The sequence below is a fragment of the Krasilnikoviella flava genome (assembly GCF_900167525.1).
Classification (GTDB): Bacteria; Actinomycetota; Actinomycetes; order Actinomycetales; family Cellulomonadaceae; genus Isoptericola; species Isoptericola flavus.
This window is the reverse complement of sequence record NZ_FUZQ01000004.1, coordinates 250244-270949: the sequence shown is the minus strand read 5'-3', so window position 1 is coordinate 270949 and position 20706 is coordinate 250244. Positions and strand designations below refer to the sequence as shown.

The following is a 20706-nucleotide window of genomic DNA, read 5'->3' as shown; positions in this document are numbered from 1 at the left end:
GTGCCTCTCCTGTTCATGGCCGGCAGCGGTGCCGGGTCGTCACCGTCGACGACAGTCAGCGACACTAGGAGGCACTTTCATAGATTGTCAACAACATACTGTCGGCAACTTGCCCCTAGGATGGGCCCGACCGCTCCGACCGACGTCGGGGCGCGGCAGCTCGCCGTACGGAAAGATGAGGCCGGCGTGTGACGAGAGGAGCGTGACCGATGAATCCACTGGGGACGGCACCCCGAGCCACCCTCGCCGAGTACGTGGTCGGCGTCATCCGCGACGAGATCGCGCGGGGGGAGCTACGGCCCGGCGAGCACCTGCGCGAGACAGAGCTCGCCGCGGCCCTCGACGTGAGCCGCGGTCCGGTGCGCGAGGCGCTCGCGATCCTCGAGTCCGAGGGACAGGTCGAGATCCGCCGCCACCGCGGCGCGTTCGTCAGCGTCCTGACCCAGAAGGACGTCGAGGAGGTGCACACCCTGCGCGCGGCCATCGAGGTGCTCGCGGCCGAACGCGCCACCGTCCGGCTGAGCAAGGCGCACCTCACCGAGCTGGACCGCATCCTCGCGGCGATGAAGAACACGTCGGGCGCGGTCGCGCCCGAGGAGGCCGTCCGCCTGGACCTCGCGTTCCACGACGTCCTCTACGACGCCGCCGACCACGCCCGCCTCCGCCGGGTGTGGGCGTCGATCCGGAGCCAGGTCGCGTTCTTCCTGCACGTGCGGAACGTGAACTTCCCGGACTTCCCGACCGTCGGACACGTGGAGCACCTGGAGCTGCGGACGGTGCTGAGCCAGGGCGACCCCGTCGCCGCGCGCGTCGCCGTCGAGAAGCACATGACCGGGTCGTTCGCGCGGCTGAGCCGGCTCGAGCTCCCGTCGGACGTCGCCGGGTAGACCGTCGGGTCACGCGCGCCGCGTCGTGAGGAGCAACGCGGGCAGGTGCAGCTCCTCGCCCGCGGGGCGCGCGGTGATCTCGGCGTCCGAGACCGCGGTCGACGACCACGCCGGCCCCGCGAACGCGGCCCGCAGCCCGTCGGCGGTCGTGCCCCAGCCGAGGTCGGCGTCCACCGACATCGCGAGCACGGCGACGAGCGCGCCCGGTGCGCAGACGGCCTCCAGCCCTGCCACGTACGCGGCACGGCCGTCGTCGTCCAGGGTGTGCAGCAGGCCCGAGTCGAGCACCGTCCGCGGGCGCAGGCCCAGACGGTCGAGCCGGCGGGCGTCCGCCACCTCGAAGCTCACCTCGCCCGGCTCCTCGAGGATCGCCCCCGCCGCCCGCTCCCGCGCACGGGAGATCGCGTGCGGGGCCGCGTCGACCCCGATCACGCGGTGGCCCGCCCGCGCGACCGCGAGCGCCAGCGCGCCCGTGCCGCACCCGACGTCGAGCACCGGGTCCGCGAGCACCGACCGGCGCACCAGCGCGAGCAGCGCGGGCTGCGGCCGCCCGATCTCCCACGGCGGTGGGACGTCCGACGCATACAGGGCGTCGAAGCCACGCTCCGGTACGGCCATGGGGCACCTCCTGCGTCGAGTCTGCGCCCCGCACCGAGTGCCCGCGCGTCCCGGCGCGGGCTCAGCGGGCCACGGCCCCCGACGAGCCGTCGTCCCCGTCCGGCCCTGCCACGGCGGACAGCCCGACGAGGATCCGGCGCAGGCCCCAGAGGTACTGCTCGGTGGAGGTGGAGCCGGCCATCGTCACTGCCGCCGCGGCCGTGAGCGGGAACCGGTCGACCGGCACGGTGGACAGCTCGGCCCGGCGAGCGGCGGCCCGCTCCGGCTCGGGCGGCAGGGGGCCGCCCTCGTGCACCCCGGCGACCTCGCGGGACACCGACCCGAAGACGTACACCATGAGCAGGTAGGACGCCTGGGCGGCGGCGGCCGGTCCCAGCCCGGCGTCGGCGAACAGCTGCAGGAGGCGCTCGTTGAGCGCCATCGAGCTGGGCCCGTCCAGGGGCCCGCCGACCAGCAGACCGACCGCGCCGGGGTGCGCGGTCAGGGTCGCCCGCAGCTCGAGGGCGAGGGCCTCGACACGCACGCCCCAGTGCTGCTCGGGGTCGGCGAACACGTCGTGGTCGACCCCGCCGAGCAGCCGCTCGGCGAGGGCGCGGAGCACGGCGGCCTTGTCGGGGAAGTACGTGTAGATCGCGTTGGGCGCGACACCGACCTCGGCGGCGATACGTCGCACGGACGCTGCGACCGGCCCACCCTGGTCGAGCAGCCTCAGCGCCGCGTCGAGGATCTTCGCCTCGCTCACGGCCCGCCGCGGACCACGACGGCGCGGGACGGTCGATGTGGACATCCGCGTGTGCACCCCCTTGACGCCAACCCTCTGCAGGGTACACCGTGGCTGTACAGCGTCCAAAGTTTGTACACCGTGCAGGACGTCGCGCCGCCGCTCCGTCATCGCGCGGGCAGGCGCCAGGAGAGGATCCGCCATGGTCACCGTCTCGGCCTCTCCGTGGCGCACATGGTTGCTCTGGACCGCCGGGTTCCTCGCCTTCCCTGTAGCCGGCATCCTCGGCACCGCCGTCGCCGGCCCGGTCGACTCCCCCGTCGCCGCCCTGGTCGGGGGCGCGGTCACCGGCCTGGTCGTCGGCGCCGGTCAGGCACTGGTCGGCTGGGTCCACCTCGACGCCCGACGGTGGGTGCCCGCGACGACGGTCGGCATGGGACTGGGCCTGCTCCTCGGCGCCGTGGTCGTGGGCTACGGCACCTCCCTGGGCGACCTGGCGCTGATGGGCGCCCTCACCGGCCTGGTCCTCGGGCCGGCACAGGCCCTCGCACTGCCCCCGGGCGCGCGGGGACGCTGGGCCTGGGCCGCGGCGATGCCCGTCCTGTGGGCGCTGGGATGGATCGCCACCGCGCTCGGCGGCATCGCGGTCGAGGAGCAGTTCACCGTCTTCGGCGCCTACGGCGCCCTGGCCTTCTCCGCCCTGTCCGGGCTGCTGCTGCTCCGGCTGCTGCCCGCCCGCCACGTCGCGGACGCGCCCGCGGCGCCGACGCCGGACGGCGCACGCGCATGAGCGCCGCCCCGCGCCACGTCATCTTCGGCGCCGGTGCCGTCGGCCTGGCCACGCTCGACGCGCTGCTCCGGCGCGGGGAGACCGCCCGGCTGGTCAACCGCTCGGGGAGCGCCCGCGTGCCCGACGGCGTCGAGGTCGTCGGCGGCGACGCCCGCGACGCCGCGTTCACCACCCTGGTGGCCGAGGGCGCCGCGGTCGTCTATCAGACGCTGAACCCTCCCTACGCCGAGTGGAGCGCCCGGTTCCCGCTGCTTCAGGCCGGCGTGCTGGCCGCCGCGGAGGCCGCGGGGGCGCGGCTCGTCAGCATGGAGAACGTCTACATGTACGGGCGGCCGGACGGTCTGCCGCTGACCGAGGACAGCGGCGACCACGCGCACACCACGAAGGGGAGGCTGCGCGGCCGGATGTCGCGAGACCTGCTCGTCGCGCACGCCGAGGGGCGCGTGCCGGTGGCGATCGGCCGCGCGTCGGACTACTTCGGGCCGCGCGGGGGCGCACAGTCCAACCTCGGCGACCGGGTCTTCCCCGCCGCGATCGCGGGGAAGACCGCCACCGTGCTGGGCGACCCCGACCAGCCGCACACCTACACGTACATCCCCGACATCGGCGAGGGCCTCGTGCTCCTCGGCGAGCACCCCGACGCCCCCGGCGAGGTGTGGCACCTGCCGAACGACCCCGGCACGCGCACCACTCGACAGCTCGTGGAGGTCGCGTACCGAGACGCCGGCCAGACCCGCGCCAGGGTCCGCGCCATGCCTGCGTGGCTGCTGCGCGCGCTCGGCACGGTCAACCCGTCGATGCGGGAGCTCGTCGAGATGCAGTACCTGTTCGCCGAGCCGTTCGTCGTCGACAGCTCCAAGATCGTCGACAAGCTCGGCGCCACAGCCACCCCCGTCGAGGAGGCCGTCCTCGCCACGCTCCAGAGCTACCGCGACGGCTGACCCGCCCCCCACCCCCCGAGGAGGTGCCGGCCGGGCCCTCCAGCATCCCCAGGACCACCCGGAGGCCACCATGCCCACCCCGCGCCACGACGCACAGCCCGGCACCATGAGGGCCCCGCCGCCCCGGCCCGCCGGGCCGCGGACGATGACCTCCGTCGTCCAGGACCGCTACGGCCCCGCGCCCGAGGGCCTCCTGCACACGGCTGAGGTCGACGTCCCCGCCGTCGGGGTCGACGAGGTGCTCGTGCGGACGCGCGCCAGCAGCGTCGACCGGGGCACGTGGCACATCATGTCCGGGCTGCCGTACCCCATCCGGCTCGCCGGCTTCGGCGCGCGCCGGCCGAAGTACGCCAACCCCGGCCGCGCCCTGGCCGGGACGGTCGAGGCCGTCGGCGCCGCCGTGACCGGCTTCGCGCCCGGCGACGAGGTCTACGGCACGGGCACCAGCACGTTCGCCGAGCTCGCCGTCGCGCCGGCCGACCAGCTCGCGACGAAGCCCACGAACCTGTCCTTCGACCAGGCCGCCGCCGTGCCCGTGTCCGGGCTCACCGCCCTGCAGGCCGTCCGTGACCACGGTCGCGTCCGGGCCGGCCAGAAGGTCCTGGTGGTCGGGGCGTCGGGCGGCGTGGGCACCTTCGCCGTGCAGATCGCCAAGGCGAGCGGCGCCGCGGTCACGGGCGTGTGCAGCACGGGCAAGGTGGGCATGGTCCGCGCGCTGGGCGTCGACGCCGTCGTCGACTACACCCGCGGGGACTTCGACGGCGCCGGTCCGTTCGACGTCGTCCTCGACATCGGCGGCAACGCCCCGCTCTCCCGCCTGCGGCGTGCGCTCGCCCCGCGCGGACGACTGGTCATCGTCGGCGGTGAGACCGACGGACGGTGGCTCGGCGGCAGCGACCGTCAGCTCCGGGCGAAGGCCCTCTCGCCGTTCGTCCGGCAGCACCTCGGCACCTTCGTGGCGTCGGAGAACGCCGCCGACCTCGAGATCCTGCGCGACCTCGTCGAGAGCGGGAAGGTCATCCCCGTCGTCGACCGCACCTATCCGCTCGCGGACGTCGTCGCGGCGATCCGCCACCTGCTGGACGGGAGGGCGCGGGGCAAGGTCGTCGTCACCGTGCCCGACGACGCCCGGCCCGTCACCCTGAGGAGCACGCCATGACCGAGAACCCCGCCCCCTACCCGCTCCTTCTCGACGCGGCACCACGGCCGTCCGGGTCCCGCGGCCTGTGGCTGGTCAAGTGGCTGCTGCTGGTGCCGCACCTCGTCGTGCTGCTCTTCCTGGCGATCGCCTTCCTCCTGGTGACCGTGGTCGCGTTCTTCGCGATCCTGTTCACGGCTCGCTACCCGCGCGGCATGTTCGACTTCAACGTCGGCGTGCTGCGCTGGGGCTGGCGGGTGACCTACTACGGGTACGGCGTGCTGGGCACCGACCGCTACCCCCCGTTCACGCTCGCCGACGTGCCCGACTACCCGGCACACCTGACGGTCGCCTACCCCGAGCGCCTGTCGCGCGGCCTCATCTTCGTGAAATGGCTCCTGGCCGTCCCGCACCTCCTCGTGCTGTCGGTCTTCGTGGGCGGCGCGCTGTGGGTCGGCGACACCTCCGGGGCGCAGGACGCCTGGGAAGGCGGCACCAACTCCGTCGGCCTGATCGCCCTGCTGGTCCTGATCTCCGCCGTCGCGCTGCTGTTCACGGGCCGCTACCCCCGGTCCGTGTACGACTTCGTGCTGGGCATGAACCGCTGGGAGCAGCGGGTCGCCGCGTACACGCTCCTGATGACGGACACGTATCCACCGCTCCGGCTCGACCAGGGCGGTGTCGACCCCGGCAGGCAGCCCGCGCGACCCGACCCGCGGGCGCCCTCCGCGGCACCGGTCGCGTTCCCGCCCGGCGCGCCCCCGGCCCCGACGGGCTGACGCGCCCGGCCGACGCCGCGCCGGTCCGGCACGCCAGCGGCTACCGCACGACGAGGACGGCGTACGGCAGCGCCGCCGCGACGGCGCCGAGGGCGAGCACGGCGGTGTCGGTCCGCGTCCACGGCGCCGGCTCGGCCCAGGTGCGCGCGTGCGCGGCGGCGAAGCCGCGGGCATCCATCGCGACGGACATCGCGGTCGCGTCGCGCAGGGTGGCGGCCAGGACGGCGAACGTCACGGACGCGGCGTGCCGCGACCGGCCGACCGGCCCGCGCCCCGGCCCGACGCCGCGCGACCGGCGGGCGCGGGACGCTTGCTCCCAGACCTCCCCGAGCCGCTCGAACCGCTGGAGCGCGGCGGCGACCCCGACGACGAACCGCGCCGGCAGCCGCAGCCGCTGGCCGAGCTGGTCGGCGAGCCCGCTCGGGTCGACCAGCGGCGCGAGGGCAACCCCGGGCAGGGCGAGCACCGCGATCCGCATCCCCGCGACCGCCGCGACCGTCGGGTCGTGGCCGCCCAGCAGCCATGTGGACCACGCGACGGACGCCACCGCCACGACCACCGCGAGGAAGCGCGCCGCGGGTCCGGTACCTCGCGGCAGGAGCAGCAGCCCGAACGCCAGGCACGCCCCCAGCGCGACGCCGGCGCTCGCAAGATCGCGGACACCGAGGGACGCGACCAGCCCGAGCAGGCCGAGCGTCACCAGGACGAGCGAGTTGACCCGCCCGAGCGCGCCGACCACGCCGGTCGTGCCCGTCATGCCGTCACCACCCCGCCGGGCGACGTCGCGCGGTCGGAACCGAGAGGGTCCCGTCCGAGCCGCACGCGGTGGTCGGCGAGCGCGACGAGGTCGGCGTCGTGGGTGCTGGCCGCGACGGTCGCCCCGTGCCGCGCGGCGGCGGTCGCCCACCCGGCGACCGCCGCCCAGGTCCGGCGGTCCTGGCCCACCGTGGGCTCGTCGAGCAGCACCAGCCCCGGCCGGTGCGCGAGCGCGGCCGCGAGGGCCAGGCGCCGCTGCTCGCCGCCGGAGAGCCGGAACGGATGGGCGTCGACCAGGTGGTCGAGACGCAGCAGACCGAGCACCGCCTCCACGTCCACCGGGACGCCCAGGCGCCGGCCGGTGAGCTCGACCTCGTCCCGCACCCGCAGCGCGAGCAGCCCGTGCTCCGGGTGCTGCGGCACCCAGCCGCAGGCCCGCGCCAGCTCCCGCGAGCGCGCGTCCCGGCTCGGCGCGCCGCGGACGCCGCCGGCGGCGGGCCGCAGGTGGCCGGCCAGGGCTGCCACGAGCGCGGACTTCCCCGCGCCCGACGGTCCCGTCACCGCGGTGAGGCGGCCCGCCGGGAGCCGCGCGTCGACGCCGGCCAGCGCCCGGGTGGAGGTGCGGCCCCGCAGGCCGCGGGTCGTCAGGTCGACGACGAGGCCGTCGACCGCGACCTCCGGTCCGGCCGCGTCCGGGACCACCAGCGACGCGGGCACGTCCAGCGGTGCCGGAGGCGGCACGCCCGGCAGCCAGACGCCGGCGCGCGTGAGCTCGTCGCGCGGCCCTGCCGCGGCACCGTCGTGCAGCGCCCCGGGCGAGACCTCGTGCATGATCCGCCCGCCCGGCCCGAGCACGACCACCCGGTCCAGGTGCTCGAGCCACGGCCCCACGTGGTGGTCGACGACCACCAGCGCAGTGTCCGTCCCGTCGATCGCGCCGACCACCGCGGCGCGCACCTCGGCCGCCGCCTCCGGGTCGAGCATCGCGGTCGGTTCGTCGAGCAGCAGCAGGCCGGGCGCGCGGGCCAGGGCGCCCGCGAGCGCGAGCCGATGCAGCTCGCCGCCCGAGAGCGCGGAGGTCGGGCGTTCCAGCGGGTACCGCAGCCCCACCCGGTCCAGGGCGTGCCGGGTGCGCCGCCAGATCTCGTCCCGCGGCAGGCCGGCGTTCTCCGGCCCGAACGCGACGTCGCGACCGATCCGCCCGGCCACGACGGCGGCACCCGGGTCCTGGAGGACGAGCCCCACCGCACCGTCCACGTGGACGGTGCCGGACAGCTCCCCGGGCAGCGCCTCCCCGAGCACGCCCGCCAGGGCGTGCAGGACGGTCGACTTGCCCGCGCCGCTGGGGCCGACGAGGCCGATCCGTTCCCCCGCGCCGATCGTGAGGTCGAGGTCGTCGAGCGCCGGGGTGGCGCGACCGATGGGCCGCCACCGTAGTCCTCTCAGGCGCGCCCGGACCTCCCGGGAAGCCACGCTCTCAGCCCTGCGCGGCGCGGTCGGCGAGATCGCGGCCCGGCCCGAAGGCGTCGAGCACGCCGGCACGAGCGAGGGCACGCACGAGCGCCGCTCCCCCGAGGCCCGCCAGCAGCGCTCCCGACGCCGCGAAGAAGCCGAGGTAGGCCAGCCGGAACCCCCACGCCCAGTCCGGGTAGTAGGCGAACCACTCGTAGACGGCACCGCACGCCCCCGCGGCCGCGCCGGCCAGGGCTGCGACGGCGGCCCCGAAGCGCCGGTAGAGGAACAGGGCGAGCACGAGCTCGACGCCGAGCCCCTGGACGACGCCGGAGACGATCGCCGAGAAGCCCCAGTCGGCCCCGAGCAGCGCCTCGACGCTCGCGGCGACGACCTCGGTGAGCAGCGCCGCGCCCGGCTTGCGGACGATCAGCCCGCCCAGCACGCCACCGAGCAGCCAACCGCCGCCGAGCAGACCGGTGGCCGGCGGGAACGCGACGGCCAGGCCGGCGGACAGCAGGTGGTAGAGCTGGGTCCAGCCCCAGAAGACGACACCGACGGCGACGCCGAGCATCGCCACGGTGACCAGGTCGACGGTGCGGTACCGCACGGCCGCGCGGGGCGTGCTGCGCAGGAAAAGTGGCGCGGACATTCCAGGTAACTCCCTTCGCCGGTGCTAACCGGAGCAGGTTCCAAGGGTCTGCGGCTGTGCCCGCACTCTCAGCGCCCCTTCGACGGCGCTCCCCTGTCATGGGTGTCTTCAGATGTGGCGGCCGACGACGCGGCCGCAGGTCCGACCCTAGGCGACCGGACGACGGGCGCAAGGGCGTCCCGCAGCGTGGGCACCGGGCGGGTCGCGCGTCCGGGAATGCGAGAAGGCCCGGAACCAGGAGTTCCGGGCCTTCTCGTCGGGGTGGAGCTGAGGGGACTCGAACCCCTGACCCCCTGCATGCCATGCAGGTGCGCTACCAGCTGCGCCACAGCCCCGAGAATCGACGCTCGCGACCAACACGCGGCCGGGCAATTCGTCTGATTCGGTGCGTTCCGCCGGGCTTGCGCCCCGCGGAACGTCGATATCTTAGGCAGACTTCGGGCCAGGTTCCAAATTCCAGTCCGGCCCCGCCTGCCACCGGTCCAGCGGGTAGCCCGCGCCCACGTTGTGGGCCACGAGCCGCCAGGCCGGGTGGGCCTCCTCGCCCGCGCGGTGCAGGTGCGACCAGTGCACGTTGTGCATGCCCACCAGCCCCCGCCACGTCGACGGGTCGAGCCCGAGCAGGGCCGTCACCGCCAGCGAGATCGCGGCACCGTGCGAGACGACGACCAGGGTCGCGTCCTCGTCCAGGTCCGCCGCATGCTCGGTCACGGCCTCGGCCGTCCGCGCCGCGACGGCGGCCTTCGTCTCCGCGCCGGCACCCGTCGGCTCGGCGCCGAGGCGCCAGGCGGCGTACTCCTCGGGCCAGCGCTCGTGGAGCTCCGCCCCGGTGAGGCCCTCCCACTCGCCGAAGCCCCGCTCGCGCAGCCGCGCGTCCGCGGCGACGGACGCTCCCCCGAGCGCGTCCGCGTAGGCGTCCGCCGTCTCGCGGGCCCGGCCCAGGTCGGAGGACACGATGCGCGTCGCGCGGTGCGACGACGCGAGCGCCGCGCCGCCCTCCGCCGCCTGCCAGCGGCCGACGTCGTCGAGCGGGATGTCGATCTGCCCCTGCAGTCGCAGGGACGCGTTGTATGCGGTCCGGGCGTGCCGCAGGAGGACGACGGTGCCGGCCGTCACCGCTCGTCGCCCGCGAGGCGGATCGCGCCGTCCCCCTCGCCCTCGCCGTACTCGGCGGCGGCCGCCGCCCCGTCGCCGCCGCGCGCGTCCTCCGGCAGGTCGACCGACGGGCAGTCCTTCCAGAGCCGCTCGAGCGCGTAGTACACCCGGTCCTCGGCGTGCTGCACGTGCACCACGACCTCGCCGAAGTCGAGCAGCACCCACCGCGCCTGGGACTTGCCCTCACGGCGGATCGGCTTGGCGCCGGCGACGAACATCGCCTCCTCCACGGCGTCGACGATCGCCGAGACCTGCCGCTCGTTCGTCCCGGACGCGATGAGGAACACGTCGGTGAGCACGAGCTGCTCGCTCACGTCGAGCGCGATGATCTCCTGCGCCTTGCGGTCCGACGCGGCACGGGCGGCGACGACCGCCAGCTCGACGGCGCGGGGGCTTGCGGTCATGCGGCGGCTCCGGGGTGTTCGTGGGTGAGGGAGAGCGTGGCCGCGGGCGCGGCCCCGTCGGTGGGGAACTCGTTGGCGTCCGGTCCCTGCAGGAGCAGCTTCCAGACCAGCAGGCCGAGCACGAAGGCCACGACCACGAGGACGATGTAGTGCAGCCAGGTGTACGACGCCTCGGGCTCGTCCCAGTCCTCGTCGTCGTCCTCCTCGACCGGCGGCGCGGCGGAGCGCGCCCGGACGGGCTGCTCCGACGCGACCAGGGCGTCGAACGGGGAGGCGGCGGGACGCTCCGGCGCCACCGGGGCCGCAGCCGGGTTCGGGCGTGCGGGCGGTACGGCCGCGGGCCGCTCGGTCGTCGGGCTGGCCCAGGGCAGCGGCGGCGCCGACGACGCGGGGGCGGCAGGCGCCGCCGGGCTCACGGGCACCGCCGCAGCGGCCGACGGCGCCGAGGGTGCCGAGGGTGCCGCCGTCGAGCCGAACGGCGAGGACGTGCCCGTGGTCGAGAACGGGGAGCGGCGCGACGGTCCGTCAGGTCGCGGCGCGACCGTGGCGGGCGGCGTCGCCGCGGGAGGCGCCGCCGACGCGGCGGGGCCCGTGCTGAACGGGGAGACCAGCGGGGGCATCGCGAGCCCGGTCGCCGCCGGGGCGCCGCCGGCCGACGGCGCGCCGAGGTCGCGGCGGGCCGAGCTGCGTGCCGGCGGGGCGGCGGGGGCGCTGGGCGCCGCCGGACGCACCGACGGGGCCGGGGCGACCGCGCGGGACATCTCGCCGGTAGGCCGCTGGATCGGGGCGAGGCGGCCGGTCTCGTCCAGACCACGCATCCCGGCCGAGGAGGACGGCGGCCGCACCATCGGCGCCGGGGCCGGGGCCGACGGCGCGGGGCTCTGCTCGCGCAGCGCGCGCCGGGACGGCGCGCTCGGCGGCGCACTCGGCGGCACGTTCGACGGCACGGCGAACCGTGATCCGGCCGACGGCTGCGCGGCCGGCGGGCCGAAGGGCGACCGCGCCGCGGCGGGCGCACCATACTCGGGCCCGGACGGCGCCGGGGCGACGGTGCCCCCCTGCGCGGCGGCGGCCGCCTGCTCCCGCTCGCGCATCTCGCGGCGGGTCAGCGGACGGGACGGGTTGTTGTCACTCATCGAGACCTCGATACAGACCGTGCTTGGCGATGTACTGGACCACGCCGTCCGGCACCAGGTACCACACCGGTTGACCGGCCTGCGCCCGGCGACGGCAGTCGCTCGACGAGATCGCGAGCGCCGGGACCTCCAGCGTCGTGACCCCGTCATGGGGCAGGCCGTCCACCGTGAGCTGGTGCCCCGGCCGCGTGACAGCCACGAAGTGTGCCATCTCCCACAGGAGCGCGGCATCCTTCCAGGTGAGGATCTGCTCGATCGCGTCGGCGCCGCTGATGAAGAACAGGTCGGCGTCGGGTCGCTCGTCGCGCAGGTCCCGCAGCGTGTCGACGGTGTACGTGAGCCCGGGACGGTCGATGTCGACGCGGCTCACGGTGAAGCGGGGATTGGACGCCGTCGCGATCACCGTCATCAGATAACGGTGCTCGGCCGGGGACACCCGCTGGTGCTGCTTGAAGGTCGGCTTGCCCGTGGGCACGAAGACGACCTCGTCGAGGTCGAGCAGCGCCGCCGCTTCGCTGGCGGCGACCAGGTGCCCGTGGTGGATGGGGTCGAACGTGCCACCCATCACACCCAGGCGCGGACGGCGCTCCTGCGACGGGGGCACGTTCACGCTGACCGGACGGGGGCCGTCAGTGGTGGCGGTTGGACACGTTGCGGAAGGCGTACGTCACCAGGAGCGCGGCGACCAGGCCACCGAACGCGAGGAGACCCATCGCGATCGGGGAGATGGTCTCGGCGTGCTCGGTGGCCTCCTGGGCCACCTGGACGGCGGTGTGCAGCACGGGTTCCTCCTGTGCGTGGGTGTGCGGCGGGTTGCGGTCGGGGGTCAGTCTCTCACGCGGGCCGGACGTGGCCGTCGCCGTGCACGACCCACTTCGTGGTCGTGAGCTCGGCCAGGCCCATGGGCCCGCGGGCGTGCAGCTTCTGCGTCGAGATGCCGATCTCGGCGCCCAGGCCCAGCTCGCCGCCGTCGGTGAAGCGCGTCGAGGCGTTCACCATCACGGCGGCGGAGTCGACCTCGGCGACGAAACGCTCGGACGCGGCCAGGTCGCGGGTGAGGATCGCCTCGGTGTGCCCTGACGACCAGGTGCGGATGTGCTCGATCGCGTCGTCGAGCGAGTCGACGACGCGCACGGCGAGCTCGAGGGCGAGGTACTCGGTGGCCCAGTCGGCGTCGGTGGCCGGGAGCACCTCGACGGACCCGGGCGCCAGGGCGACCGTGCGCGCGTCTCCGTGCAGCACCACGCCCGCGCCGGCAAGGGCGGCGAGCGCGGCGGGCAGGAACGCCTCGGCGGCGTCGGCGTGCACCAGGAGCGTCTCGGCCGCGTTGCAGACCCCGACGCGCTGGGTCTTGGCGTTCATGACGATCTCGACGGCGTTCGCGACGTCCGCCGTGGCGTCGACGAAGACGTGCACGTTGCCGACCCCCGTCTCGATCACGGGCACGGTCGAGGAGTCGACGACGGTGCGGATGAGGTCCGCCCCGCCCCGCGGGACGAGCACGTCGACCAGCCCGCGCGCCTGCATCAGCGCGACGCCGCCGGGGCGGCCGTAGGCGTCGATGGTCTGCACCAGGTCGGCGGGCAGGCCCTGGGCCTCCAGCGCGCGGCGCAGCACGTCGACGATCACCGCGTTGGACGACGCGGCCGCGCTGCCCCCGCGCAGGATCACCGCGTTGCCCGACTTCAGCGCCAGCCCCGCGGCGTCCACGGTGACGTTGGGGCGGGCCTCGTAGATCATCCCGACCACACCCATCGGCACCCGGAGCTGGCGCAGCCGCAGGCCGTTCGGCAGGGTCTGGCCGCGCACGACCTCGCCCACCGGGTCGGGCAGCCCGGCGAGCTCGCGCAGCGCGCCGGCGATGGCGCCCACGCGGACCGGCGTGAGCGCCAGCCGGTCGAGCAGCCCGTCGCTCAGCCCGCGCTCCCGCCCGCGGGCGAGGTCGTCGCCGTTGGCCGTCACGATCGCGTCGGCCGCGGTCTCGAGCGCGTCCGCCAGCGCGTGCAGCGCGGCGTCCTTCGTGGCCCTGGTCGCGGTGGCGAGCGTCCGCGACGCGACCTGGGCGCGGCGGGCGACGTCGCGCACCGCGGCCGCGACGTCGTCGCCCGCCGCGCCGCCCCCGGCGCTGCCCGCGGCCAGGTCCTCCGTGAGGGTCGTGGTCATCCCCCGAGGGTACGACGGTGGCGCGCGCAGCGGCAGACCCCTCTCACCAGGAGGGACGGGGTGCGCGCGGGGGCACGGAGCGCGTGAACGCGGGCGCGTGGTCGAAGGTCTGCAGCGTCACGACCTCGAAGGTCGCCCGGTAGTCCGGGCCCAGGGCGTCGGCCGCGCGGTTCAGCTGCCGCGGGGCGAGCGAGGGCCACCGTCCGGTGTCGATCCGGCGCTCCAGGGTGCGCAGGGCCACGAGCTCCTCGCCGAGGCTGACCGACAGGTGCGCCCCGCGCTCGACGTACAGGCTGCGCAGGTTGCCGGGGTGGCCCACCTCGCGCACCCTCTGCGCGAAGGACCGCTCGCCCGACGGCGGGGCGCCGCCGTCGCCCGTCGTGTGCAGGGTGAGGACCGGGGACGGCGTCGTGCCCTCCGGCCGGTGGGCCGCCATCGCCGCGCGGGCGGACGGGTCCGCCACGATCGGGACGGCCGACTCCAGGGCGGCCAGGTCCGCGCGCAGGTCGAGGCCGGCCGCGGCGTACGCGGCCCGCACACCGGCTCCGTCGCCCGACCGCGCGAGGCGCGTCCGCAGCCGGGTCAGGTCGGTGCTGCTGGGGTTGCCACCCAGCGTCGCCTCGAGGTGCACGCGCGCGGTCGGCCCCAGCCCCAGCGTGTAGGCGCCGATCAGCCACTGCGCCTGCCCGCGCGCCCACGCCTCGGCGTCCGCCGGGCGCGGCTCGTTCATCCAGTACCACCCGGTCACCGTGTTGAGGGAGGCGATGAGGGAGATCCGGGCGCGTCCCTCGGGCGTCTCCGCCGCCGCAGTGAGCGCGGCGACCAGCGCGTCGCGGCCGGCCTGCGGGTCCGCCGCGTCGACGAGCTCGATCGGGTTCCCGTGGGCGTCGGTGCCGTCGGTGAGCAGCACGCGGGTCGCGAGGTTCATGTCGAGGATCGCGTCGAGCTGCCCCACCCAGTCGATGACGCCGCCGACCGTGAGCACCCCGTCGATCCTGTCGGGCTCGGCCTCGGCGTGCGCGACCGCGGTGACCGCGCCCATCGACTGCCCGTAGGTGAGGGTGCGGGCCGGCTCACCGACGTGCGCGGAGAACCAGTCCAGGAGGCGCGACTGGTCCGCCACCGCCGTCGGCACCGTGAAGTCCAGCCCGCCGCCCTGGAAGAGCGAGGCCGCCACGGCGTACCCCTGGTCGGTGAGCGTCTGCTCGCTCTGCTCCTGGTTGCCCAGCAGGTGCGGCACCGGGAAGCCGCCGAAGAACTCCGACGGGTAGTGCCCGTGGCTGAACAGCACGAGCGTGCCGTTCCAGCCGTCCGGGACCAGCACGCGATAGCGGGCGCCCGCGAGCTCCCCCGTGTACTCGGTCGGCGGGGCCGGGGCCTCCGCGGCCGTCGGGGACGGACGGGGCGTCGCCGACGCCGGGGCGACGGCGAGCGCCAGCACGGTGCCGACGGCGGCGACGAACGAGGTGACGAGGGCGAGGACGGGGTGCGGGCGACGCATGGGAGCCTCCTGGGGCGGGGGCGCGCACCGCACGCGCCGCTGCCCTATCGACGCCCCCGGCGCGAGGAACTCATCGCCGCCTCGTCGCCGCGGCGTCAGCGACGGTGCTCGAGCACCAGGTCGTCGCGGTGCACGACCTCCCGGTCGTACCCCTCCCCCAGCTCGGCCCGCAGGTCGAACGTCGAGCGCCCGAGCAGGCCGGGGAGCTCGCCCGAGTCGAACGCGACGAGCCCGCGCGCCACGACGGCGCCGTCGGGCGCGACCAGCTCCACGGGGTCGCCCGCCTCGAACGCCCCCTCCACGCGCGTGATCCCCGCCGGGAGCAGGGAGGCCCGCCCGCCCAGGACGGCCCGGGCGGCGCCGTCGTCCAGGTGCAGGCGCCCGTGCGACCGGGCCGCGTGGGCGATCCACAGCCGCCGCGCGGACGTGCGCCGCCCCGTCACGGCGAAGAACGTGCCGACGTCCTCGCCCGCGAGCGCCGTCGCGACGTTCCGCGCGCTGGTCAGCACGACCGGCACGCCGGCTCCGGTCGCGATCCGGGCCGACTCGAGCTTGGTCACCATCCCGCCGGTGCCGACCGCGCTGCCGCGCGCCGTGACCTCGACGCCCTCGAGGTCCGCGAGGTCCGCCACGTGCGGGATGCGCCTGGCGCCGGCGCGAGACGGCGGGGCGTCGTGCAGGCCGTCGACGTCGGTGAGCAGCACCATGGCGTCCGCGCGCACGAGGTGGGAGACGAGGGCCGCCAGGCGGTCGTTGTCACCGAACGTCAGCTCGTCGGTCGTGACGGCGTCGTTCTCGTTGACGACGGGCACGACGCCGAGCGCGAGCAGCCGCTCCAGCGACCGCTGCGCGTTGCGGTACCGCGACCGCCGCACCGTGTCCTCCGCGGTGAGCAGCACCTGCCCGATCTGCAGCCCGTGCGCCGCGAACGCCTCGGTGTACCGGGCCACGAGCTGGCCCTGGCCGAGCATCGCGGCGGCCTGCATGGTCGCGACGTCGCGCGGCCGTGCGTTCAGCCCGAGCGGTCCGATGCCGGCGGCGATCGCGCCCGAGGACACGAGCACGACCTGCCCGCCGCCCGTCACCCGGGCGGCCAGCACGTCGACGAGGGCGCGCAGCGCGCCGAGGTCGAGGCGGCCGTCCGGGCCCGTGAGCGACGACGACCCGATCTTGACGACGACGCGGCGGGCGTCCGGCAGGCTGGCGCGGGAGGTGGCGGCGTTCACCCGCGCATTCTCGCCGGAACGGGCGTCAGTCGTCGTCCGGGTCCGTCCAGTGGCCCGACTGCCGCTCCGTCCAGAGCTCGCGACGCGCCTCGGTCTTGGCGTCCATGCGCTCGGTGAACTCGCGACGCCGCTCGGAACGGGTGGGCCGCGAGCTCTCGTCCAGGCGCAGGTCGGTGCCGCGCACGCCCAGCAGCTCGGGTCCGGTGGTGAGCGTGGGCTCCCAGTCGAAGACGACGGCGTTGCGGGGATCACCGATGCGCACCTCGTCGCCCGCGACGGCGCCGGCCTTGAGGAGCTTGTCCTCCACGCCCAGCTTGGCGAGGCGGTCCGAGAGGAAGCCGACGGCCTCGTCGTTGTTGAAGTCCGTCTGGCGCACCCAGCGTTCCGGCTTGGAGCCGCGCACCTCGTAGTAGACGCCCTCGTGCTCCCTCTTCGCCGTCACCGTGAAGCCTGCCTCGTCGACGGCGCGCGGGCGCAGCACGACGCGCGTCTGCTCGGGCGCGGGCGCGGCGGCACGGGCACGCTCGACCAGCTGGCCGAGGGCGAAGGTGAGCGGGCGCAGGCCCTCGTGGCTGGCGGTCGAGACCTCGAAGACCCGCAAGCCGCGCGCCTCGAGGTCGGGGCGCACCAGCTCGGCGAGCTCGCGCGCCTCGGGCACGTCGATCTTGTTCAGCACGACCAGGCGCGGGCGCTCCGTGAGCGGCACCCGACCGCCCTCGATGCCGAGGTCCCCGGAGTACGCGGCCAGCTCGGCCTCGATGACGTCGAGGTCGCTCAGCGGGTCGCGGCCCGGCTCGAGCGTGGCGCAGTCGAGCACGTGCACCAGGACGGCGGTGCGCTCGACGTGCCGCAGGAACTCCAGCCCGAGGCCCTTGCCCTCGCTGGCGCCGGGGATGAGGCCGGGCACGTCGGCCACGGTGTAGCGGGTGTCGCCGGCCTGCACGACGCCGAGGTTCGGCACGAGAGTGGTGAACGGGTAGTCCGCGATCTTGGGCCGGGCGGCGGAGATCGCCGCGACCAGCGACGACTTGCCGGCGCTCGGGTACCCCACGAGCGCGACGTCGGCGATGGTCTTGAGCTCGAGGACGACCTCGCGCTCCTCGCCCGGCTCGCCGAGCAGCGCGAACCCCGGGGCCTTGCGCCGCGGGGAGGCGAGCGCCCGGTTGCCGAGGCCGCCGCGGCCACCCTGCGCGACGACGAACTCCGCGCCGGCGCCCACGAGGTCGGCCAGCACGTCGCCGTCGCGGTCCTTGACGACGGTGCCGTCCGGCACGCGCAGCACGAGGTCGCCGCCGTTGGCGCCGTCGCGGTCGTCGCCCATGCCCTGGGTGCCGCTGGTCGCGCGCCGGTGCGGCGAGTGGTGGTACTCGAGCAGCGTCGTCGTCTGCGGGTCGACGACGAGCTTCACGGTGCCGCCGTCGCCGCCGTTGCCGCCGTCGGGGCCCGCGAGGGGCTTGAACTTCTCGCGGCGGATCGACGCCACGCCGTGGCCGCCGTCACCGCCCACGGCGTGCAGCACCACGCGATCGACGAAGCTGGCCATGGTCAGATCCTCTCAGGCAAAGCGACGAGGGACGCACCGCGACGGTGCGCCCCTCGTCGTCGACTCGGGTGGGAGTCGAGGAAGTGTGTTGCGGCTCAGACCTCGGCCGCGACGATGTCGATGACCTTGCGGCCACGACGCGTCGCGAAGGCGACAGAGCCGGCGGTCAGCGCGAACAGCGTGTCGTCGCCGCCACGGCCGACGTTCTCGCCGGGGTGGAAGTGGGTGCCACGCTGGCGGACGATGATCTCGCCGGCCTTGACGACCTGGCCACCGTAGCGCTTCACGCCGAGGCGCTGGGAGTTCGAGTCACGACCGTTGCGCGAGGAGCTCGCGCCCTTCTTGTGTGCCATCTGTCAGACCTGCTTTCTGCGAAGAACGAGGGGATCAGTGCCGCGGGCCGTGCTGCGGGTGTCGCGCTCGGCCCGGCGATGAGTCACTTGATGCCGGTGACCTTGAGGCGGGTCAGCGACTGGCGGTGGCCCTGGCGCTTGCGGTAGCCGGTCTTGTTCTTGTACTTGAGGATCGTGATCTTCGGACCCTTCTCGTCCCGCACGACCTCCGCGGTGACCTTGACCTTCGCCAGCTTCGCGGCGTCGGTGGTCACCTTCTCCCCGTCCACCAGAAGCAGAGCGGGCAGCTCCACCGTGTCCCCGGCCTGGGCCTTGACACGGTCCATGACGACGATGTCCCCGACGGACACCTTCTCCTGTCGGCCACCGGCCTTGACGATCGCGTACACCATGTTGCTGCTCATCTCTCCTGGTCTGGGCATGCCGCACGACGTTCTTCACCGACTTGGTCTGCAACTCGGCCCGCCGCGGCGGTCGAGTGCGGTGCGTCGTGGACACACGGGACTGGCACGCCAGAGGCGCGCCGACGTCCCAGACTACGTCACGGCCCCCATCGGTTCAAACGACGGTCGGTCCGTGCGGCCGTGACGTGGCCCACCTCACGCCGGGTCCCGCTCACTCGTCGAGGACGAACGTCACCTGCATGTCCACCTGCCACGCGACGACCGCGCCGTCCGACACCTCCACCTTCTGCTCCTTCACCCAGGCGCTCGTGATGTTGCGGACCGTCCGGCCGGCGCGCTCGAGTCCGACGCGGATCGCGTCCTCGAAGCTCGTGTCCGAGCGGGCGGTGATCTCCGTGACGCGCGCGACCGTGCCTGCCATGTCGTCCTCCGAGGGTCCGGGGCCGGCGGCGGTCGCCGGCCGCTCCCCTCGATCGTCGACCCGGCCGCCGTCGCTCGCCCGGTGTCGGACGCGGGGCGGGGTGACGATGAGGGAATGACGGGACGGACCGGGCACGCCGACCTGCCGACGGGCGCCGGGGGCGTCGACGACGCGGTGACGGCCGCGCTGCGCGACGTCGACCGGCGCGGCTTCCTGCCCCGCTCCGGGCGACGGTGGTCCGCCGCCGACCGGCCGATCGAGATCGGGCACGGCCAGACGTGCTCGCAGCCGTCCACCGTCGCGGCGATGCTCCGCCTCCTGGCCGTGCCGGTCGGCGCGACCGTGCTCGACGTCGGCGCCGGATCCGGGTGGACGACGGCGCTGCTGGCGCGGCTCGTCGGCCCCACCGGCTCGGTGCTGGGCCTCGAGCGGCACGCCGACATCGCCGCCTGGGGCGCGGCGAACGTGCGCCGCACCGGCACGACCTGGGCGCGCGTCGCCCACGCCACCCCCGGGGTGCTCGGGGCGCCGCGCGAGGGCGGCTGGCACCGGGTGCTGGTGTCCGCCGCGGCCACCCGGCTTCCCGACGAGCTCGTCGACCAGGTGGCGCGCGGCGGCCGCATGGTCATCCCGGTGCGGCACGTGATGGTGCTCGTCACCCGCGACGACCACGGCACCACCCGCGCCTCCGAGCACGGGACCTACTCGTTCGTGCCGCTGGTGGAGGACTGACGCGGCGGGGCCCCGGCGCTCGTGCCGCCGTGCCAGGATGCGCTCCATGACCGAATCCATGGCCCCCGGCTCCGCCGTGCGGACGCCCCGTGATCCCGGCGACGTCGAGGTCGCGGTGTCCGCCGCCCTCGCCGGTGCGGCGGAGGTGTCCGCCGCCTACCGGCACCCGGTCACGCGGCACGCCAAGTCGGCGCTGGACTTCGCCACCGACACCGACGTCGCGGCCGAGCGCGCGATCCGCGCCGTGCTCGCCACGGCGCGCCCGGGCGACGGCGTCGTCGGCGAGGAGCTCGGCGCCACCGGCGGGGACGCCGCCCGGCGCTGGTACGTCGACCCGCTGTGCGGGACCCTCAACTTCGCCGCCGGCGTCCCGGCGTTCGGCGTCAACGTGGCTCTCGTCGCGCGTGACCGCGGCGGCGAGCGCGTCCTGGCCGCGGCCGTCGCCGACCCGCTCACGGGCGAGGTGATCTGGACCGACGGGTCCCGCACCCGCGTGCGCGGGGCACGCCCGGGCGTCCGGGAGGAGGACGCCGCACCCACGCCCGTGACCCGGCTCGTCAACGTGGACGTGGACAACGGGGGCCGTGCGCCCGCCCTCGTCGCGGACGCGGCCCTGCGGGCGGCGTTCGCCGTGCGCGTGGCCTCCACCTCGCTCGCCCTCGCCTGGGTGGCCGTCGGCCGACAGGCCGCGTACCTCACGGGCGCGAGCGTCGACGACAGCGTCCACTTCCTGCCCGGCGTCGCGCTGTGCGAGGCGGCAGGGTGCGTCGTCACCGACCTCGACGGCGGGCCCGTCCGCGGCGGGCGCGGGATCCTCGCGGCCGCGGACGCCGAGACGTCGCACCGGCTGCTCGCCCGGCTCGGCGCACTCGGGGGGACATCCCCCTTGCCCTGAACCTACGGCCCCGTAGGCTCGAGGCATCCGCACGACCGA

Annotated in this window: 24 protein-coding genes, 1 tRNA gene and 1 riboswitch; of the genes, 7 read left to right on the top strand and 18 right to left on the bottom strand. The window is 75.4% G+C overall.

Annotation, left to right across the window (positions count from 1 at the left end; all coding sequences use genetic code 11):
• Nucleotides 1-209: 209 nt before the first annotated feature.
• Nucleotides 210-887 (top strand): GntR family transcriptional regulator, encoded by a 678-nt coding sequence (locus B5Y66_RS12160; protein ID WP_079574759.1) that lies wholly within the window; start codon nucleotides 210-212, stop codon nucleotides 885-887.
• A 9-nt stretch (nucleotides 888-896) separates the two neighbouring features.
• Here B5Y66_RS12160 and B5Y66_RS12155 read toward each other — a convergent pair whose 3' ends face one another.
• Both B5Y66_RS12155 and B5Y66_RS12150 read right to left on the bottom strand, forming a co-directional pair.
• On the bottom strand, nucleotides 897-1505 hold the full coding sequence (locus B5Y66_RS12155; RefSeq protein ID WP_079574758.1) for a class I SAM-dependent methyltransferase: 609 nt from the start codon (nucleotides 1503-1505) through the stop codon (nucleotides 897-899).
• Nucleotides 1506-1566: 61 nt separating this feature from the next.
• Nucleotides 1567-2292, bottom strand: a complete 726-nt coding sequence (locus B5Y66_RS12150) for a TetR/AcrR family transcriptional regulator (protein WP_079575014.1) — start codon at nucleotides 2290-2292, stop codon at nucleotides 1567-1569.
• 136 nt (nucleotides 2293-2428) lie between these two features.
• On the opposite strand from B5Y66_RS12150, the gene B5Y66_RS22535 reads away from it, so the two are divergent.
• The 4 genes from B5Y66_RS22535 (at nucleotide 2429) to B5Y66_RS12130 (ending at nucleotide 5874) form a co-directional block, all read left to right on the top strand.
• Nucleotides 2429-3016 carry a hypothetical protein gene (locus tag B5Y66_RS22535; RefSeq protein WP_079574757.1) on the top strand — a complete coding sequence of 196 codons (588 nt, stop codon included), beginning with the start codon at nucleotides 2429-2431 and terminating at the stop codon, nucleotides 3014-3016.
• Complete coding sequence (locus B5Y66_RS12140; RefSeq protein ID WP_079574756.1) at nucleotides 3013-3957, top strand: NAD-dependent epimerase/dehydratase family protein; 945 nt, start codon at nucleotides 3013-3015, stop codon at nucleotides 3955-3957. Before B5Y66_RS22535 ends, B5Y66_RS12140 begins: the two co-directional genes overlap by 4 nt.
• A 145-nt stretch (nucleotides 3958-4102) precedes the next feature.
• The gene (locus tag B5Y66_RS12135) at nucleotides 4103-5116 is read left to right on the top strand and encodes an NAD(P)-dependent alcohol dehydrogenase (protein WP_079574755.1); all 1014 of its coding nucleotides are present in this window, start codon (nucleotides 4103-4105) and stop codon (nucleotides 5114-5116) included.
• The gene (locus tag B5Y66_RS12130; RefSeq protein WP_079574754.1) at nucleotides 5113-5874 is read left to right on the top strand and encodes a DUF4389 domain-containing protein; all 762 of its coding nucleotides are present in this window, start codon (nucleotides 5113-5115) and stop codon (nucleotides 5872-5874) included. Before B5Y66_RS12135 ends, B5Y66_RS12130 begins: the two co-directional genes overlap by 4 nt.
• 40 nt (nucleotides 5875-5914) lie before the next feature.
• Here B5Y66_RS12130 and B5Y66_RS12125 read toward each other — a convergent pair whose 3' ends face one another.
• The 16 genes from B5Y66_RS12125 to B5Y66_RS12055 all read right to left on the bottom strand — a co-directional run bounded on the left by B5Y66_RS12125 (nucleotide 5915) and on the right by B5Y66_RS12055 (nucleotide 19040).
• Nucleotides 5915-6631, bottom strand: coding sequence for an energy-coupling factor transporter transmembrane component T (locus tag B5Y66_RS12125; RefSeq protein WP_079574753.1), 717 nt, complete (start codon nucleotides 6629-6631; stop codon nucleotides 5915-5917).
• Nucleotides 6628-8103, bottom strand: a complete 1476-nt coding sequence (locus tag B5Y66_RS12120) for an ATP-binding cassette domain-containing protein (RefSeq protein ID WP_079575013.1) — start codon at nucleotides 8101-8103, stop codon at nucleotides 6628-6630. Before B5Y66_RS12120 ends, B5Y66_RS12125 begins: the two co-directional genes overlap by 4 nt.
• A 4-nt stretch (nucleotides 8104-8107) precedes the next feature.
• Complete coding sequence (locus B5Y66_RS12115; RefSeq protein ID WP_079574752.1) at nucleotides 8108-8734, bottom strand: ECF transporter S component; 627 nt, start codon at nucleotides 8732-8734, stop codon at nucleotides 8108-8110.
• Nucleotides 8728-8839, bottom strand: a riboswitch (TPP riboswitch). (Overlaps the previous gene by 7 nt.)
• A 157-nt stretch (nucleotides 8840-8996) precedes the next feature.
• Nucleotides 8997-9069: transfer RNA gene (locus B5Y66_RS12110), tRNA-Ala, on the bottom strand.
• 91 nt (nucleotides 9070-9160) lie between these two features.
• On the bottom strand, nucleotides 9161-9850 hold the full coding sequence (locus B5Y66_RS12105) for a histidine phosphatase family protein (RefSeq protein WP_079574751.1): 690 nt from the start codon (nucleotides 9848-9850) through the stop codon (nucleotides 9161-9163).
• On the bottom strand, nucleotides 9847-10293 hold the full coding sequence (gene rsfS, locus B5Y66_RS12100) for a ribosome silencing factor (protein WP_079574750.1): 447 nt from the start codon (nucleotides 10291-10293) through the stop codon (nucleotides 9847-9849). The genes B5Y66_RS12105 and rsfS overlap by 4 nt, the downstream gene beginning before the upstream one ends.
• Nucleotides 10290-11429, bottom strand: coding sequence for a hypothetical protein (locus B5Y66_RS12095; protein WP_079574749.1), 1140 nt, complete (start codon nucleotides 11427-11429; stop codon nucleotides 10290-10292). The genes rsfS and B5Y66_RS12095 overlap by 4 nt, the downstream gene beginning before the upstream one ends.
• Nucleotides 11422-11994 carry a nicotinate-nucleotide adenylyltransferase gene (nadD, locus tag B5Y66_RS12090; protein WP_245807077.1) on the bottom strand — a complete coding sequence of 191 codons (573 nt, stop codon included), beginning with the start codon at nucleotides 11992-11994 and terminating at the stop codon, nucleotides 11422-11424. Before nadD ends, B5Y66_RS12095 begins: the two co-directional genes overlap by 8 nt.
• 64 nt (nucleotides 11995-12058) lie before the next feature.
• Nucleotides 12059-12211: a hypothetical protein gene (locus B5Y66_RS22530; protein ID WP_176168855.1), complete on the bottom strand. Its 153-nt coding sequence runs from the start codon at nucleotides 12209-12211 to the stop codon at nucleotides 12059-12061.
• A gap of 52 nt (nucleotides 12212-12263) precedes the next feature.
• Nucleotides 12264-13592, bottom strand: a complete 1329-nt coding sequence (locus B5Y66_RS12085; protein WP_079574747.1) for a glutamate-5-semialdehyde dehydrogenase — start codon at nucleotides 13590-13592, stop codon at nucleotides 12264-12266.
• 43 nt (nucleotides 13593-13635) lie between these two features.
• Nucleotides 13636-15093: an alpha/beta hydrolase family protein gene (locus tag B5Y66_RS12080; RefSeq protein ID WP_079574746.1), complete on the bottom strand. Its 1458-nt coding sequence runs from the start codon at nucleotides 15091-15093 to the stop codon at nucleotides 13636-13638.
• A gap of 95 nt (nucleotides 15094-15188) precedes the next feature.
• Entirely contained in the window at nucleotides 15189-16319 is a 1131-nt protein-coding gene (gene proB, locus B5Y66_RS12075) for a glutamate 5-kinase (protein WP_079574745.1), read from the bottom strand.
• A gap of 25 nt (nucleotides 16320-16344) precedes the next feature.
• Nucleotides 16345-17862: a GTPase ObgE gene (obgE, locus tag B5Y66_RS12070; protein WP_079574744.1), complete on the bottom strand. Its 1518-nt coding sequence runs from the start codon at nucleotides 17860-17862 to the stop codon at nucleotides 16345-16347.
• 95 nt (nucleotides 17863-17957) lie between these two features.
• Nucleotides 17958-18215: a 50S ribosomal protein L27 gene (gene rpmA / locus B5Y66_RS12065; RefSeq protein ID WP_079574743.1), complete on the bottom strand. Its 258-nt coding sequence runs from the start codon at nucleotides 18213-18215 to the stop codon at nucleotides 17958-17960.
• An 83-nt stretch (nucleotides 18216-18298) separates the two neighbouring features.
• Nucleotides 18299-18607: a 50S ribosomal protein L21 gene (gene rplU / locus B5Y66_RS12060; RefSeq protein WP_176168869.1), complete on the bottom strand. Its 309-nt coding sequence runs from the start codon at nucleotides 18605-18607 to the stop codon at nucleotides 18299-18301.
• A gap of 223 nt (nucleotides 18608-18830) precedes the next feature.
• Complete coding sequence (locus B5Y66_RS12055) at nucleotides 18831-19040, bottom strand: dodecin family protein (RefSeq protein WP_079574741.1); 210 nt, start codon at nucleotides 19038-19040, stop codon at nucleotides 18831-18833.
• Between the two features lie 114 nt (nucleotides 19041-19154).
• Between B5Y66_RS12055 and B5Y66_RS12050 the strand changes: the two genes are divergently transcribed.
• A complete protein-coding gene (locus B5Y66_RS12050; RefSeq protein ID WP_079574740.1) occupies nucleotides 19155-19772 on the top strand; it encodes a protein-L-isoaspartate O-methyltransferase family protein in 618 nt (205 codons plus the stop codon).
• Between the two features lie 46 nt (nucleotides 19773-19818).
• A complete protein-coding gene (locus B5Y66_RS12045; protein ID WP_245807076.1) occupies nucleotides 19819-20667 on the top strand; it encodes an inositol monophosphatase family protein in 849 nt (282 codons plus the stop codon).
• The last annotated feature ends 39 nt before the right edge of the window (nucleotides 20668-20706 follow it).

Bases quoted from the DNA above. Each gene is read 5' to 3' on its own strand.
- B5Y66_RS12140 (WP_079574756.1), top strand. From the start codon at position 3,013: ATGAGCGCCGCCCCGCGCCACGTCATCTTCGGCGCCGGTGCCGTCGGC.
- B5Y66_RS12135 (WP_079574755.1), top strand. From the start codon at position 4,103: ATGACCTCCGTCGTCCAGGACCGCTACGGCCCCGCGCCCGAGGGCCTC.
- rsfS (WP_079574750.1), bottom strand. From the start codon at position 10,293: ATGACCGCAAGCCCCCGCGCCGTCGAGCTGGCGGTCGTCGCCGCCCGT.
- B5Y66_RS12160 (WP_079574759.1), top strand. From the start codon at position 210: ATGAATCCACTGGGGACGGCACCCCGAGCCACCCTCGCCGAGTACGTG.
- rpmA (WP_079574743.1), bottom strand. From the start codon at position 18,215: ATGGCACACAAGAAGGGCGCGAGCTCCTCGCGCAACGGTCGTGACTCG.
- B5Y66_RS22535 (WP_079574757.1), top strand. From the start codon at position 2,429: ATGGTCACCGTCTCGGCCTCTCCGTGGCGCACATGGTTGCTCTGGACC.
- B5Y66_RS12095 (WP_079574749.1), bottom strand. From the start codon at position 11,429: ATGAGTGACAACAACCCGTCCCGTCCGCTGACCCGCCGCGAGATGCGC.
- nadD (WP_245807077.1), bottom strand. From the start codon at position 11,994: ATGGGTGGCACGTTCGACCCCATCCACCACGGGCACCTGGTCGCCGCC.
- B5Y66_RS12150 (WP_079575014.1), bottom strand. From the start codon at position 2,292: ATGTCCACATCGACCGTCCCGCGCCGTCGTGGTCCGCGGCGGGCCGTG.
- B5Y66_RS12125 (WP_079574753.1), bottom strand. From the start codon at position 6,631: ATGACGGGCACGACCGGCGTGGTCGGCGCGCTCGGGCGGGTCAACTCG.
- B5Y66_RS12045 (WP_245807076.1), top strand. From the start codon at position 19,819: ATGACCGAATCCATGGCCCCCGGCTCCGCCGTGCGGACGCCCCGTGAT.
- obgE (WP_079574744.1), bottom strand. From the start codon at position 17,862: ATGGCCAGCTTCGTCGATCGCGTGGTGCTGCACGCCGTGGGCGGTGAC.
- B5Y66_RS12080 (WP_079574746.1), bottom strand. From the start codon at position 15,093: ATGCGTCGCCCGCACCCCGTCCTCGCCCTCGTCACCTCGTTCGTCGCC.
- B5Y66_RS12115 (WP_079574752.1), bottom strand. From the start codon at position 8,734: ATGTCCGCGCCACTTTTCCTGCGCAGCACGCCCCGCGCGGCCGTGCGG.
- rplU (WP_176168869.1), bottom strand. From the start codon at position 18,607: ATGGTGTACGCGATCGTCAAGGCCGGTGGCCGACAGGAGAAGGTGTCC.
- B5Y66_RS12155 (WP_079574758.1), bottom strand. From the start codon at position 1,505: ATGGCCGTACCGGAGCGTGGCTTCGACGCCCTGTATGCGTCGGACGTC.
- B5Y66_RS12085 (WP_079574747.1), bottom strand. From the start codon at position 13,592: ATGACCACGACCCTCACGGAGGACCTGGCCGCGGGCAGCGCCGGGGGC.
- B5Y66_RS12130 (WP_079574754.1), top strand. From the start codon at position 5,113: ATGACCGAGAACCCCGCCCCCTACCCGCTCCTTCTCGACGCGGCACCA.
- B5Y66_RS12050 (WP_079574740.1), top strand. From the start codon at position 19,155: ATGACGGGACGGACCGGGCACGCCGACCTGCCGACGGGCGCCGGGGGC.
- B5Y66_RS12055 (WP_079574741.1), bottom strand. From the start codon at position 19,040: ATGGCAGGCACGGTCGCGCGCGTCACGGAGATCACCGCCCGCTCGGAC.